12 protein-coding genes are annotated in these 14,119 nt (G+C 72.0%); all 12 read right to left on the bottom strand.

Annotation, left to right across the window (positions count from 1 at the left end; all coding sequences use genetic code 11):
* Positions 1-10 precede the first annotated feature (10 nt).
* The 12 genes from metK to OIM89_RS26710 all read right to left on the bottom strand — a co-directional run bounded on the left by metK (position 11) and on the right by OIM89_RS26710 (position 14,046).
* A complete protein-coding gene (metK, locus tag OIM89_RS26765) occupies positions 11-1,234 on the bottom strand; it encodes a methionine adenosyltransferase (protein ID WP_047469693.1) in 1,224 nt (407 codons plus the stop codon).
* 241 nt (positions 1,235-1,475) lie between these two features.
* Positions 1,476-2,723 (bottom strand): bifunctional phosphopantothenoylcysteine decarboxylase/phosphopantothenate--cysteine ligase CoaBC, encoded by a 1,248-nt coding sequence (coaBC, locus tag OIM89_RS26760; protein WP_030695427.1) that lies wholly within the window; start codon positions 2,721-2,723, stop codon positions 1,476-1,478.
* 163 nt (positions 2,724-2,886) lie between these two features.
* Entirely contained in the window at positions 2,887-3,159 is a 273-nt protein-coding gene (rpoZ, locus tag OIM89_RS26755) for a DNA-directed RNA polymerase subunit omega (RefSeq protein ID WP_003947021.1), read from the bottom strand.
* 138 nt (positions 3,160-3,297) lie between these two features.
* Positions 3,298-3,891, bottom strand: a complete 594-nt coding sequence (gene gmk / locus OIM89_RS26750; RefSeq protein ID WP_030695428.1) for a guanylate kinase — start codon at positions 3,889-3,891, stop codon at positions 3,298-3,300.
* A gap of 48 nt (positions 3,892-3,939) precedes the next feature.
* The gene (locus OIM89_RS26745) at positions 3,940-4,263 is read right to left on the bottom strand and encodes an integration host factor (RefSeq protein ID WP_003970367.1); all 324 of its coding nucleotides are present in this window, start codon (positions 4,261-4,263) and stop codon (positions 3,940-3,942) included.
* 402 nt (positions 4,264-4,665) lie between these two features.
* Entirely contained in the window at positions 4,666-5,520 is an 855-nt protein-coding gene (gene pyrF / locus OIM89_RS26740; RefSeq protein ID WP_030695429.1) for an orotidine-5'-phosphate decarboxylase, read from the bottom strand.
* The gene (locus OIM89_RS26735) at positions 5,517-6,629 is read right to left on the bottom strand and encodes a quinone-dependent dihydroorotate dehydrogenase (protein ID WP_264491672.1); all 1,113 of its coding nucleotides are present in this window, start codon (positions 6,627-6,629) and stop codon (positions 5,517-5,519) included. The genes pyrF and OIM89_RS26735 overlap by 4 nt, the downstream gene beginning before the upstream one ends.
* 78 nt (positions 6,630-6,707) lie before the next feature.
* Positions 6,708-10,013, bottom strand: coding sequence for a carbamoyl-phosphate synthase large subunit (gene carB, locus OIM89_RS26730; protein WP_030695431.1), 3,306 nt, complete (start codon positions 10,011-10,013; stop codon positions 6,708-6,710).
* Positions 10,006-11,148 carry a glutamine-hydrolyzing carbamoyl-phosphate synthase small subunit gene (gene carA, locus OIM89_RS26725; RefSeq protein ID WP_047469682.1) on the bottom strand — a complete coding sequence of 381 codons (1,143 nt, stop codon included), beginning with the start codon at positions 11,146-11,148 and terminating at the stop codon, positions 10,006-10,008. Before carA ends, carB begins: the two co-directional genes overlap by 8 nt.
* Entirely contained in the window at positions 11,145-11,744 is a 600-nt protein-coding gene (locus OIM89_RS26720; protein ID WP_047469679.1) for a hypothetical protein, read from the bottom strand. Before OIM89_RS26720 ends, carA begins: the two co-directional genes overlap by 4 nt.
* A gap of 11 nt (positions 11,745-11,755) precedes the next feature.
* Positions 11,756-13,051: a dihydroorotase gene (locus OIM89_RS26715; protein ID WP_030695434.1), complete on the bottom strand. Its 1,296-nt coding sequence runs from the start codon at positions 13,049-13,051 to the stop codon at positions 11,756-11,758.
* Positions 13,048-14,046: an aspartate carbamoyltransferase catalytic subunit gene (locus OIM89_RS26710; protein WP_030695435.1), complete on the bottom strand. Its 999-nt coding sequence runs from the start codon at positions 14,044-14,046 to the stop codon at positions 13,048-13,050. Before OIM89_RS26710 ends, OIM89_RS26715 begins: the two co-directional genes overlap by 4 nt.
* Positions 14,047-14,119: the final 73 nt, after the last annotated feature.

The following is a 14,119-nucleotide window of genomic DNA, read 5'->3' as shown; positions in this document are numbered from 1 at the left end:
TCCGTGCGGGTCAGACCCCCGCGGCCTTGCGCAGGGCCTCGACGCGGGTCGGCTGCTCCCAGGTGAACTCGGGGAGGGCGCGGCCGAAGTGGCCGTAGGCGGCCGTCTTGGCGTAGATGGGGCGGAGGAGGTCGAGGTCGCGGATGATCGCGGCCGGACGGAGGTCGAAGACCTCGCTGATGGCGCTCTCGATCTTCTCGGGGTCGACGGTGGCGGTGCCGAAGGTCTCGACGAAGAGGCCGACGGGCTCGGCCTTGCCGATGGCGTAGGCGACCTGGACCTCGCAGCGCGAGGCCAGTCCGGCGGCGACGACGTTCTTGGCGACCCAGCGCATGGCGTAGGCGGCCGAGCGGTCGACCTTGGACGGGTCCTTGCCGGAGAAGGCACCGCCGCCGTGGCGGGCCATGCCGCCGTAGGTGTCGATGATGATCTTGCGGCCGGTGAGGCCGGCGTCGCCCATCGGGCCGCCGATCTCGAAGCGGCCGGTCGGGTTGACCAGCAGGCGGTAGCCCTCGGTGTCGAGCTTGATGCCGTCGTCCAGGAGCGCCTTCAGCTCCGGCTCCACGACGAACTCGCGGATGTCGGGTGCCAGCAGCGAGTCGAGGTCGATGTCGGAGGCGTGCTGCGAGGAGACGACGACCGTGTCGAGGCGGGCGGCCTTGTCACCGTCGTACTCGATGGTGACCTGGGTCTTCCCGTCCGGGCGCAGGTAGGGGATGGTGCCGTTCTTGCGGACCTCGGAGAGGCGGCGCGAGAGCCGGTGCGCCAGGTGGATCGGGAGCGGCATGAGCTCGGGCGTCTCGTCGCAGGCGTAGCCGAACATCAGCCCCTGGTCGCCCGCGCCCTGCCGGTCCAGCTCGTCCCCTTCCTCACCTTCGGCGGCACCTCCGACCCGCTGCTCGTACGCCGTGTCGACGCCCTGTGCGATGTCCGGCGACTGGGAGCCGATGGAGACGGAGACTCCGCAGGAGGCGCCGTCGAAGCCCTTCTTGGAGGAGTCGTAGCCGATCTCCAGGATCTTCTCGCGCACGAGCTGCGCGATCGGCGCGTAGGCCTTGGTCGTGACCTCACCGGCGACGTGCACGAGGCCGGTGGTGATCAACGTCTCCACGGCGACGCGGGAGGAGGGGTCCTCCCGCAGCAGCGCGTCGAGGATCGTGTCGCTGATCTGGTCAGCGATCTTGTCGGGGTGACCCTCGGTCACGGACTCCGAGGTGAAGAGACGGCGGGACACATCGCTCCCTGTGGTTGCAGCGGCTGCTGGCTGATCATGGCCGGACCGTCCGGGAGCTGCGCCCGGCACCGTCCGTCGGCAGTTTATCGGTCACATCGTGCCGCCGGACCAGTTGTCTCGCCTCTTGGGAGCTCTGTGACCAGCGGCACGGCCTTGACACGTACGCAATTCCGCCCTGGTGGGTGATCTTTCATACGTCTTTCGCCGGGGTCGGGAGTCCCGGTAGGGGGGATCTTGGCACTCATCCCAGCCGGTTGGCCACCAGGTCCCACACCGTGTCGGCGAGGTTCTCCTTACGGCCGTACGGGACGGGGGTCTCGCTGCCGTCCGCGGCGAGGACCACGGCCTCGCTCTCCTCGGCCCCGAAGGTCTTGTTCTCGCCGACCTCGTTGACCACCAGCAGGTCGCACCCCTTGCGGCGGAGCTTGGCCCGGCCGTTGGCGAGGACGTCGTCGGTCTCGGCGGCGAAGCCGACGATCAGCTGCCCCGGCCGGGCCCGGTCGGCGGCCAGCTCGGCCAGGATGTCCGGGTTGCGGACCAGCGCGACCGGCTCGGGCTCCTTGCCCTCCTGCTTCTTGATCTTCCCGGTGGCGTAGGCGGCGGGCCGGAAGTCCGCCACGGCCGCGGCCATCACCACGGCGTCGGCCGTGCCCGCGGCCTGCCGGACGGCGTCACGCAGCTCCATCGCGGTGGTGACGTGGACGACGTCGACCCCGGCCGGGTCGGGCAGGGCGGCATTGGCCGAGAGCAGCGTCACCCGGGCGCCGCGGGCGGCGGCGGTACGGGCCAGGGCGTACCCCTGCTTGCCGGAGGAGCGGTTGCCGAGGAAGCGGACCGGGTCGAGCGGCTCGCGGGTGCCGCCGGCGCTGACGACGACGTGGCGTCCGGCCAGGTCGCGGTCGGCGGTGCCGCGCTCGCCGACCCGCAGACAGAGCTCGTAGATCTCGCCGGGGTCGGGCAGCCGGCCCTTGCCGCTGTCGGCGCCGGTGAGGCGGCCCACGGCCGGTTCGATCACGACGGCGCCGCGGCGGCGCAGGGTGGCGACGTTCTCCCGGGTGGCGGGGTGCTCCCACATCTCGGTGTGCATCGCGGGGGCGAAGACCACCGGACAGCGGGCGGTCAGCAGGGTGTTGGTGAGCAGGTCGTCGGCGAGGCCGTGGGCGGCCTTGGCGAGGACGTCGGCGGTGGCCGGGGCGACGACGACGAGGTCGGCCTGCTGGCCGATGCGGACGTGCGGGACCTCGTGCACGTCGTCCCAGACCTCGGTGGAGACGGGCTGCCCGGAGAGGGCCGACCAGGTCGGGGCGCCGACGAAGTGGAGCGCGGAGGCGGTGGGCACCACCCGGACCGTGTGGCCGGCCTCGGTGAACCTGCGCAGCAGTTCGCACGCCTTGTAGGCCGCGATGCCGCCGGTGACCCCGAGGACGACCCTGAGTCCGTCCCGTCCGCCGCCCTGCGTCCCGTCCGCTGCCGCCACGTCGTCCGCCACCACGTCTCCTCGCCTGTCGTGTCTCGGCTCCGGGCGCCTTGTCAGGGGCTCCGGGGCCCGGGCCCCGGTGCGGGGGCCGCCTGGCACCCTATGACACACCACGGGCCCGGCAGCAGTGCTGCCGGGCCCGGTGTGCGTGTGCGGAGACGCTGCCGACCAGGTGTTACTGGACGGGGCCCTCGACGGCCTCGGAGGTCAGCAGGCCGGCGTTGATCTCGCGGAGCGCGATCGACAGGGGCTTCTCGTGCACGTGGGTGTCCACCAGCGGACCGACGTACTCCAGCAGGCCCTCGCCGAGCTGCGAGTAGTAGGCGTTGATCTGACGGGCGCGCTTGGCCGCGTAGATCACGAGGCTGTACTTGGAGTCCGTGGCCTCAAGCAGCTCGTCGATCGGCGGGTTGATGATGCCCTCGGGCGTGGTGATGGGAGAGGACACTCTCTAGCCTTCCGAAGAAACTTCTGGGGGACTGCCCGCCGTCGCGGTCCGGTCTCCGGCGCGGCCCGCGGGGCGGGTGCCGGGATTAGGGGCCTCACCGACGGTGGGGCAGGGGATCACAATGAATCACACGATGGATCAGAGAATCTCCATCAAGGCTAGCAGCTCGACTGCCACCGCCTCGACGGAGGTGTTGACCAGAGTGGTGTCGAACTCCGCCTCGGCGGCCAGTTCGATCCTGGCGGCCGCCAGACGGCGCTCGATCACCTCGGCCGACTCGGTGCCGCGCCCGGTGAGGCGGCGGACCAGCTCCTCCCAGCTCGGCGGGGCGAGGAAGACCAGCTGCGCGTCGGCCATCGACTCCTTGACCTGCCGGGCGCCCTGGAGGTCGATCTCCAGCAGGACCGGCTCACCGGCCTCCAGGCGGTCCTGCACGGCGCGCCGGGGCGTGCCGTAGCGGTTGCCGGCGAACTCGGCCCATTCGAGCAGCTCGCCGTTGGCGATCAGCTTGTCGAACTCCTCGTCGGAGACGAAGAAGTACTGGACTCCGTGCTTCTCGCCGGGCCGGGGCTTGCGCGTGGTGGCGGAGACCGAGAGCCAGACCTCGGGGTGCTCCTTGCGCATATGAGCGACGACCGTGCTCTTGCCGACCCCGGAGGGGCCGGAGAGCACGGTCAGTCGCGGACGTGCGTCCGGGGGTACGGGGGAGGTCCCCCGGGGTGTTGCTGCCATGGGGCGATTATTCCAGCTTCCCGGCCCGGACCGGAAAGCAGGCTCGCGTCAGGCCGGGGAGCCCCCGAACTCCCGCTCCAGGGAGGCGATCTGGTTGGAGCCGAGACCCCGCACGCGGCGGCTCTCGGAGATGCCGAGCCGCTCCATGATCTGCTTGGCCCGGACCTTGCCCACGCCCGGGAGCGATTCGAGGAGGGCGGAGACCTTCATCTTGCCGATGACGTCGTTCTCCTGGCCCTGCTTGATGACCTCGTGCAGCGAGGCGCCGGAGTGCTTGAGTCGATTCTTGACCTCGGCCCGCTCCCGGCGAGCCGCGGCGGCCTTTTCGAGCGCGGCTGCGCGCTGTTCAGGGGTAAGGGGCGGAAGAGCCACGCCTACGTCACCTCGGATGTCGAACTGTCGGATACGAATCCGGCGCAGGACCGATCGGTCCCCCACCGGGGCTGAACGGAGCAACGCGCTTGCTCCGTCGCTCTCGGTGGAGACTAGCGGCCATGGCGTCCCGAGTCAGCGAGAACAGTCGAAAAGTCCTGGTCAGGATCGTCAAGCGGTCCCAGGTATGCGACATTCACGACATAAGGGCCGAGATTTTCGGGGTGAAGGGCGCCGTGTCGCGTCGACAACGCGTCAACAGGGCGCCGACGCGCCTCCTCCACAAGGATGCGGAACCGCCGCGAGGGCCCTTCACCACGGAGATTTTGGTTGAACATTGCAGTTCCGGGGCCGGGACGGGGCAGCCCTGCCGCCCCATCCGGACGCCCGGACGCACGCGGCTCACGCCACCGCGGCCCGGATCTCGTCGGCGAACCGCTCGGCGGCACCGCGCAGCGCGGCGACGTCGGGCCCGTGGCGCAGGACGCCACGGCTGACGTTGGGCACCACGAGGTGGGCGGCGGGCCCGAAGACCTTCGGGAGATCGGCCGCCGTCGCCCCCTGCGCCCCGATGCCCGGGGCCAGCAGCGGCCCGCCGATCTCCAGGTCGTACGAGGAGAGGTCGCCCAGGGTCGCGCCGACCACCGCGCCGAAGGAGCCCATCGGGGCGGCGCCCTCGTTGTCGCGGGCGAGGCGGGCCAGCATCGTGGCGCCGACGGTACGGCCGTCGGGGCGCACCGCGTGCTGGACCTCGGCGCCCTCCGGGTTGGAGGTGAGGGCGAGCACGAAGAGGCCGCTGCCGCTCTCGCGGGCCAGTTCCACGGCCGGGGCGAGCGAGCCGTAGCCGAGGTAGGGCGAGACGGTGAGGGCGTCGCTGAAGAGGGGGGCGCCGGGGCTCAGGTAGGTCTGGGCGTAGGCGGTCATGGTGGAGCCGATGTCGCCGCGCTTGGCGTCCATGATCACCAGGGTCCCGGCGTCCCGCAGCTCGGCGACGGCGCCTTCGAGGACGGCCAGCCCCCGCGAGCCGAACCGCTCGAAGAAGGCGCTCTGCGGCTTCACCGAGGCGACGTGCCCGGCGAGCGCGTCGACACTCGCCCGGGTGAACGCGGTCAGCCCCGCGACGTCGTCCCCGAGCCCCCAGTCGGCGAGGAGCGAGGGGTGCGGGTCGATGCCGACGCAGAGCGGCCCGTACGTGTCCATGGCGCGGCGCAGCCGGGCGCCGAAGGGGACGGGGGCGGCGGGCGGGGTCGTCGTCATGCGGCGGCGTCCTTCCGGGTGTCGGCGCCGACGGCCTCGGCGAGGGTGGGGTAGGGGCTGTCGGCGAGGAGCCGGGCCAGGCCCCGGTGGACGGCGCGGGCGTAGCCGGGGCCGGTGTAGATGAAGGCGCTGTAGCCCTGGACCAGGGTGGCCCCGGCGAGGATGCGCCGCCAGGCGTCCTCGGCCGTCTCCACGCCGCCGACGCCGACCAGGGTGAGGCGGTCGCCGACGCGGGCGTACAGGCGGCGCAGGACCTCCAGGGAGCGGGCCTTCAGGGGGGCGCCGGAGAGGCCGCCGGTCTCGGCGACCAGGGCCGGGTCGGCGGTGAGGCCGAGGCCCTCGCGGGCGATGGTGGTGTTGGTGGCGATGATGCCGTCCAGGCCGAGTTCGACGGCGAGGTCGGCGACGGCGTCGATGTCCTCGTCGGCGAGGTCGGGGGCGATCTTGACCAGCAGCGGGACGCGGCGGCCGGGGACCGAGCGGTCGGCGGCCTCGCGGACGGCGGTGAGCAGCGGGCGCAGGTGGCCGACGGCCTGGAGGTCGCGCAGCCCCGGGGTGTTGGGCGAGGAGACGTTGACGACGAGGTAGTCGGCGTGGGCGGCGAGCCGCTCGGTGGAGGTGACGTAGTCGGCGACGGCCTCGGCCTCGGGGACGGCCTTGGTCTTGCCGATGTTGACGCCGACAGTGGTACGGAAGACGGGACGGCGCCCGGTGAGGCGGGCGGCGACGGCGGCGGAGCCCTCGTTGTTGAAGCCCATGCGGTTGATCAGCGCGCGGTCCCCGACCAGGCGGAAGAGGCGCTTCGGCGGGTTGCCGGGCTGGGCCTGGCCGGTGACGGTGCCGATCTCGACGTGGTCGAAGCCGAGCATGGCCATGCCGTCGATGCCGACCGCGTTCTTGTCGAAGCCGGCGGCGAGGCCGAAGGGGCCGTGCATGCGCAGGCCGAGCGCCTCGGTCCGCAGCTCCTTGTGGCGGGGGGCGAAGTACGCGGCGACGAACGTCCGCACCACCGGGACGCGGGCGGCGAGCCTGATCCAGCGGAAGGCGAGGTGGTGGGCGCGTTCGGCGTCCAGGCGCCGGAAGAACAGGCGGAAGAAGAGCGGGTACATGCGGGACGTCCTCGTCGGGGGCGGGGCGGGGGCCTCATGAAGAGGGGGACACCGTTTCCGGTGTCCCCCTCGGGGCGGTCAGCGGGCGGCGGTGAGCCGCTCGGCGTGTTCCTGGAGGGAACGGACGCCGACGTCGCCGTGGTGCAGGGCGTCGATGCCCTGGACGGCGGCGGCCAGCGCCTGGACCGTGGTCAGGCAGGGCACCGCCCGGGCGACCGCCGCGGTGCGGATGTCGTACCCGTCGAGGCGGCCGCCGGTGCCGTACGGGGTGTTGACGATGAGGTCGACCTCGCCGTCGTGGATCAGCTGGACGATGGTCTTCTCGCCGTTCGGGCCCTCGCCCTCGGACTGCTTGCGGACCACGGTGGCCTTGATGCCGTTGCGGCCGAGCACCTCGGCGGTGCCGGAGGTGGCGAGCAGTTCGAAGCCGTGGGCGACCAGTTCCCGGGCGGGGAAGATCATCGACCGCTTGTCCCGGTTGGCGACCGAGATGAAGGCGCGGCCCTTGGTGGGCAGCGGGCCGTACGCGCCGGCCTGGGACTTGGCGTAGGCGGTGCCGAAGACCGCGTCGATGCCCATGACCTCGCCGGTGGAGCGCATCTCCGGGCCGAGGACGGTGTCCACGCCGCGGCCGTGGATGTCGCGGAAGCGGCTCCACGGCATGACGGCCTCCTTGACGGAGATCGGCGCGTCGGCCGGCAGGGTGCCGCCGTCGCCGGCGGCCGGGAGCAGCCCCTCGGCGCGCAGCTCGGCGACGGTGGCGCCGAGCGAGATGCGGGCCGCGGCCTTGGCCAGCGGCACCGCCGTGGCCTTCGAGGTGAAGGGCACGGTCCGCGAGGCGCGCGGGTTGGCCTCCAGGACGTAGAGGATGTCCCCGGAGAGGGCGAACTGGATGTTGATCAGTCCGCGCACCCCGACGCCCCGGGCGATGGCCTCGGTGGAGGCGCGCAGCCGCTTGATGTCGTAGCCGCCGAGGGTGATCGGGGGCAGGGCGCACGCCGAGTCGCCGGAGTGGATGCCGGCCTCCTCGATGTGCTCCATGACGCCGCCGAGGTACAGCTCGGTGCCGTCGTAGAGGGCGTCGACGTCGATCTCGATGGCGTCGTCGAGGAAGCGGTCGACCAGGACCGGCCGCGAGGGGCTGATCTCGGTGGACTCCTCGATGTACGCGGAGAGCCGGGCCTCGTCGTAGACGATCTCCATGCCGCGGCCGCCGAGGACGTAGCTCGGGCGGACCAGGACGGGGTAGCCGATCTCGTCGGCGATCGCCTTGGCCTCGTCGAAGGTGGTGGCGGTGCCGTGCTTGGGGGCGGGCAGCCCGGCCTCGGCGAGGACCCGGCCGAAGGCGCCGCGGTCCTCGGCGGCGTGGATCGCCTCCGGCGGGGTGCCGACGACGGGCACGCCGTTGTCCTTGAGGGCCTGGGCGAGACCGAGCGGGGTCTGGCCGCCGAGCTGGACGATGACGCCCGCGACGGGGCCGGCCTGCTCCTCCGCGTGGACGATCTCCAGGACGTCCTCCAGGGTGAGCGGCTCGAAGTAGAGCCGGTCGGAGGTGTCGTAGTCGGTGGAGACGGTCTCCGGGTTGCAGTTGACCATGACGGTCTCGTACCCGGCGTCGGAGAGCGCGAAGGAGGCGTGGACGCAGGAGTAGTCGAACTCGATGCCCTGGCCGATGCGGTTCGGGCCGGAGCCCAGGATGATCACCGCGGGCTTCTCTCGCGGGGCGACCTCGCTCTCCTCGTCGTAGGAGGAGTAGAAGTACGGGGTCCTCGCGGCGAACTCGGCGGCGCAGGTGTCGACCGTCTTGTAGACCGGGCGGACGCCGAGGGCGTGCCGGACCTCGCGGACGACGTCCTCGCGCAGGCCGCGCAGGGCGGCGATCTGGCTGTCGGAGAAGCCGTGACGCTTGGCGTGGGCGAGCAGCTCGGGGGTGAGCTCGCGGGCCCCGGCCAGTTCGTCGGCGGTCTCCTTGATCAGGAAGAGCTGGTCGGTGAACCAGGGGTCGATCTTCGTCGCGGCGAAGACCTCCTCCTGGGTGGCACCGGCCCGGATCGCCTCCATGACGGTGTTGATGCGGCCGTCGGTGGGGCGGACCGCCTCGCGCAGCAGCGCGTCCTTGTCGCCGGTCGGGCCGGTGAAGGCGAACTGGCTGCCCTTCTTCTCCAGCGAGCGGAGCGCCTTCTGGAGCGCCTCGGTGAAGTTCCGGCCGATCGCCATGGCCTCGCCCACCGACTTCATGGTGGTGGTGAGGGTGGAGTCGGCGGAGGGGAACTTCTCGAAGGCGAAGCGGGGGGCCTTGACCACGACGTAGTCGAGCGTCGGTTCGAAGGAGGCCGGGGTCTGCTCGGTGATGTCGTTGGGAATCTCGTCGAGGGTGTAGCCGACGGCGAGCTTGGCGGCGATCTTGGCGATCGGGAAGCCGGTCGCCTTGGAGGCGAGCGCCGAGGAGCGGGAGACGCGCGGGTTCATCTCGATGACGATGATCCGGCCGTCCGCGGGGTTGACCGCGAACTGGATGTTGCAGCCGCCGGTGTCGACGCCGACCTCGCGGATGATCGCGATGCCGATGTCCCGCAGCCGCTGGTACTCGCGGTCGGTGAGGGTCATGGCGGGGGCGACGGTGATGGAGTCGCCGGTGTGCACGCCCATCGGGTCGAAGTTCTCGATGGAGCAGACGACCACGACGTTGTCGTTGCGGTCGCGCATCAGCTCCAGCTCGTACTCCTTCCACCCCAGGATCGATTCTTCGAGGAGCACCTCGGTGGTGGGCGAGAGGGTCAGGCCCTGGCCGGCGATACGGCGCAGCTCCTCCTCGTCGTGGGCGAAGCCGGAGCCGGCGCCGCCCATGGTGAAGGAGGGGCGGACGACGACCGGGTAACCGCCCAGCTCCTCGACGCCGGCCAGGACGTCGTCCATGGAGTGGCAGATGACCGAGCGGGCGGACTCGCCGTGGCCGATCTTCTCGCGGACGGCCTCGACGACGCCCTTGAAGAGGTCGCGGTCCTCCCCCTTGTTGATCGCCTCGACGTTGGCGCCGATCAGCTCGACGCCGTACTTGTCGAGGATGCCGGCGCCGTGCAGGGAGATCGCGGTGTTGAGCGCGGTCTGGCCGCCGAGGGTGGGCAGGAGGGCGTCGGGGCGCTCCTTGGCGATGATCTTCTCGACGTACTCGGGGGTGATCGGCTCGACGTAGGTGGCGTCGGCGATCTCCGGGTCGGTCATGATCGTCGCCGGGTTGGAGTTGACCAGGATGACGCGCAGGCCCTCGGCCTTGAGCACGCGGCAGGCCTGGGTGCCGGAGTAGTCGAACTCGGCGGCCTGGCCGATGACGATCGGGCCGGAGCCGATGACCAGGACGGACTGGATATCGGAGCGCTTAGGCACGCTGGCCCTCCATCAGGGTGACGAAACGGTCGAAGAGGTAGGCGGCGTCGTGCGGGCCGGCCGCTGCTTCGGGGTGGTACTGGACGGAGAAGGCGGGCCGGTCGAGCAGGCGCAGGCCCTCCACCACGTTGTCGTTGAGGCAGACGTGGGAGACCTCGGCGCGGCCGTAGGGGGTCTCGGAGACCTTGTCGAGGGGCGCGTCGACGGCGAAGCCGTGGTTGTGCGCGGTGACCTCGACCTTGCCGGTGGAGCGGTCCTGGACGGGCTGGTTGATGCCCCGGTGGCCGTACTTCAGCTTGAAGGTGCCGAAGCCGAGGGCGCGGCCGAGGATCTGGTTGCCGAAGCAGATGCCGAAGAGCGGGGTGCCGCGCTCCAGGACGGCGCGCATCAGCGCGACCGGGTGGCCGGCGGTGGCGGGGTCGCCGGGGCCGTTGGAGAAGAAGACACCGTCGGGCTTGACGGCCCAGATGTCCTCGGCGGTGGCGGTGGCCGGCAGCACGTGCACCTCGATGCCGCGCTCGGCCATCCGGTGCGGGGTCATCCCCTTGATGCCGAGGTCGACGGCGGCGACGGTGAACTTCTTCTCGCCGATCGCCGGGACCACGTACGCCTGCTCGGTGGCGACCTCGGCGGAGAGGTCGGCGCCCTTCATCTCGGGGGCCTGGCGGACCCGCTCCAGGAGGGCTGCCTCGTCGGCGAGCTGCTCGCCGGAGAAGATGCCGACGCGCATGGCGCCGCGCTCGCGCAGGTGGCGGGTGAGGGCGCGGGTGTCGACGCCGGAGATGCCGACGACGCCCTGCCGCTCCAGCTCCTCGTCGAGGGAGCGCTGGGAGCGCCAGTTGGAGGCGCGGCGGGCGGGGTCGCGGACGACGTAGCCCGACACCCAGATCTTGCGGGACTCGGGGTCCTCGTCGTTGACGCCGGTGTTGCCGACGTGCGGGGCCGTCATGACGACGACCTGGCGGTGGTAGGAGGGGTCGGTCAGGGTCTCCTGGTAGCCGGTCATGCCGGTGGAGAACACCGCCTCACCGAAGGTCTCCCCCACGGCCCCGTAGGCGCGGCCGCGGAAGGTGCGGCCGTCCTCCAGGACGAGTACGGCGGGAGCCTGGCCGGCTCCCCGGGTGGAGGTCGTCATCGTGCGGTGCCTTCCGTCGTGCGGTCGTGGTGCGGGTGGGGGGCGGCGGACGCGGCGGCGGCGTCCTCGGCCTCCAGGGTGCCGAGGGCCTTGACCCAGGCGGGGTGCTCGGCGGCCCGGTCGGAGCGGAAGCCGGAGTCGATCACCCGGTCCCCGTGGGCCCAGGTGACGACCAGCAGGCCGCCCTCGGGCAGGACCTTGCCGGCGATGCCCTTGTCGAGGCGGGCGCCGAGGATGGCCTCGGCGGGGACGAAGAAGCCGGCGGCGCCGGGGCGGACCACGTCGAGCCCCTCGGGGTGGAGGGTCAGCTCGGCGCGGCTGCGGGTGCCCAGGCCCCGGGCGACGATCCGGTCCAGCCACTGCCCCGCGGTGGTGGAGCCGTGGTAGCGCCCGGTCAGGGTGAGGGTGGCCGGGGCGAGGCCCTCGGGGGTGGTGGGCAGCTCGGGCAGGCCGGACTGGAGGGTGCCGCGCCACTTCCAGCCTTCGCGCATCAGCCAGTAGACGAGGGCGACGAAGAGGGCGAGGCCGACGACCCAGCCGATGCGCGCGGCCCAGTCCGTCACCTCCGCCGACTTCTGCTCGGCGGCCAGAGTCATCAGTACAGGTGTCACGCCAGCTTCCCGTCCACTACCGTTGCCCGGCCCCGCAGGAAGGTGTGGGTGACGCGTCCCGGCAGCTCACGGCCCTCGTAGGGGGTGTTGCGGCTGCGGGAGGCGAAGCCCGCGGGGTCCACGTCTCCACGGTAAGCCGGATCGACCAGCGTGAGGTTGGCGGGCTCCCCCTCGGCGACCGGGCGGCCCTGCCCGGCGATGCCGGAGATGGCGGCCGGGCGGAAGGACATCCGGTCGGCGACGCCGGCCCAGTCGAGCAGCCCGGTGTCGACCATCGTCTGCTGGACCACGGAGAGCGCCGTCTCCAGGCCGACCATGCCCATGGCCGCGGCGGGCCACTCGCAGTCCTTGTCCTCGTGGGGGTGCGGGGCGTGGTCGGTGGCGACGCAGTCGATGGTGCCGTCGGCCAGGGCCGCGCGCAGCGCCCGTACGTCGGCCTCGGTGCGCAGCGGCGGGTTGACCTTGTAGACCGGGTTGTAGGTGCGCACCAGCTCGTCGGTGAGGAGCAGGTGGTGCGGGGTGACCTCGGCGGTGACGTTCCACCCCTTGGACTTGGCCCAGCGGACGATCTCCACGGAGCCGGCGGTGGAGAGGTGGCAGATGTGCACGCGCGAGCCGACGTGCGCGGCGAGCAGCACGTCCCGGGCGATGATCGACTCCTCGGCGACGGCGGGCCAGCCGCCGAGACCGAGTTCGGCGGAGACGACGCCCTCGTTCATCTGGGCGCCCTCGGTGAGCCGGGGCTCCTGCGCGTGCTGGGCGACGACGCCGTCGAACGCCTTCACGTACTCCAGGGCGCGGCGCATGATCACCGCGTCGTCGACGCACTTGCCGTCGTCGGAGAAGACCCGGACGTTCGCCGCCGAGTCGTGCATGGCGCCCAGCTCGGCGAGGTGCTTGCCCTCCAGGCCGACGGTGACGGCGCCGATGGGCTGCACGTCGCAGTAGCCGGACTCCTTGCCGAGCCGCCAGACCTGCTCGACCACGCCGGCGGTGTCGGCGACGGGGAAGGTGTTGGCCATGGCGTGCACGGCGGTGTAGCCGCCGGCGGCGGCGGCGCGGGTGCCGGTGAGGACGGTCTCGGAGTCCTCGCGGCCGGGCTCACGCAGGTGGGTGTGGAGGTCGACCAGGCCGGGGAGGAGGACCAGGCCCTCGGCCTCGATCACCTGGGCGCCCTCGGCGTCGAGGCCGGTGCCGACGGCGGCCACGGTCTCCCCGTCGATGAGGACGTCCTGCGGTTCGCCGCCGAGCAGGCGCGCCCCGCGGATCAGCGTCTTGGTGTGGGCGGTCATGATGCGTGGTTCTCCTCGGAGGCGGGGGCGGGGCGGTTCTGGGCGACGGCGGGCTCGTTCCCGCCCAGCAGCAGGTAGAGGACGGCCATCCGCACGGAGACGCCGTTGGTGACCTGCTCGACGACGGTGCAGCGCGGCGAGTCGGCGACCTCGGCGGTGATCTCCATGCCGCGGACCATCGGGCCGGGGTGCATGACGATGGCGTGGGCGGGCATCTTCGCCATCCGCTCCCCGTCGAGCCCGTACCGGCGGGCGTACTCGCGCTCGGTCGGGAAGTACGCGGCGTTCATCCGCTCGCGCTGTACCCGGAGCATCATCACGGCGTCGGAGCGGTCGAGCACCTGGTCGAGGCTGTACGAGACCTCGCAGGGCCAGTTCTCGACGCCGACCGGCACCAGGGTGGGCGGGGCGACGAGGGTGACGTGGGCGCCGAGGGTGTGCAGCAGGTCGACGTTGGAGCGGGCGACGCGGCTGTGCAGGATGTCGCCGACGATGGTGACCCGGCGGCCGGCCAGGTCCTGGCCGAGGCCGGCGTCGGGCCCGACCAGGCGGCGGCGGAGCGTGAAGGCGTCCAGCAGGGCCTGAGTGGGGTGCTGGTGGGTGCCGTCGCCGGCGTTGATGACGGCGGCGTCGATCCAGCCGGAGGTGGCGAGCCGGAAGGGCGCGCCGGAGGCGCCGTGCCGGATGACGACGGCGTCGACGCCCATCGCCTCCAGGGTCTGGGCGGTGTCCTTGAGCGACTCGCCCTTGGAGACCGAGGACCCCTTGGCGGTGAAGTTGATGACGTCGGCGGAGAGGCGCTTCTCGGCGGCCTCGAAGGAGATCCGGGTCCGCGTCGAGTCCTCGAAGAAGAGGTTGACGACGGTCCGGCCGCGCAGGGTGGGCAGTTTCTTGATCGGCCGGTCGGCTACCCGGGCCATCTCCTCGGCGGTGTCGAGGATGAGGACGGCGTCGTCGCGGGTGAGGTCGGCGGCCGAGATGAGGTGGCGCATCATCGGTGGGCTCCGTGCGTTCGGGAGGTTTCGGGCATGCGGGGACACCCTGGTCCGGCGGCCGGCCCGCGCGGGG

This window comes from Streptomyces sp. BI87, assembly GCF_025957665.1.
GTDB lineage: Bacteria > Actinomycetota > Actinomycetes > Streptomycetales > Streptomycetaceae > Streptomyces > Streptomyces albidoflavus.
This window is presented reverse-complemented; position numbering and strand designations above follow the sequence as displayed.

Bases quoted from the DNA above. Each gene is read 5' to 3' on its own strand.
- OIM89_RS26720 (WP_047469679.1), bottom strand. From the start codon at position 11,744: ATGACTCTGGCCGCCGAGCAGAAGTCGGCGGAGGTGACGGACTGGGCC.
- pyrF (WP_030695429.1), bottom strand. From the start codon at position 5,520: ATGACGACGACCCCGCCCGCCGCCCCCGTCCCCTTCGGCGCCCGGCTG.
- carA (WP_047469682.1), bottom strand. From the start codon at position 11,148: ATGACGACCTCCACCCGGGGAGCCGGCCAGGCTCCCGCCGTACTCGTC.
- OIM89_RS26735 (WP_264491672.1), bottom strand. From the start codon at position 6,629: ATGTACCCGCTCTTCTTCCGCCTGTTCTTCCGGCGCCTGGACGCCGAA.
- OIM89_RS26715 (WP_030695434.1), bottom strand. From the start codon at position 13,051: ATGACCGCCCACACCAAGACGCTGATCCGCGGGGCGCGCCTGCTCGGC.
- OIM89_RS26710 (WP_030695435.1), bottom strand. From the start codon at position 14,046: ATGATGCGCCACCTCATCTCGGCCGCCGACCTCACCCGCGACGACGCC.
- gmk (WP_030695428.1), bottom strand. From the start codon at position 3,891: ATGGCAGCAACACCCCGGGGGACCTCCCCCGTACCCCCGGACGCACGT.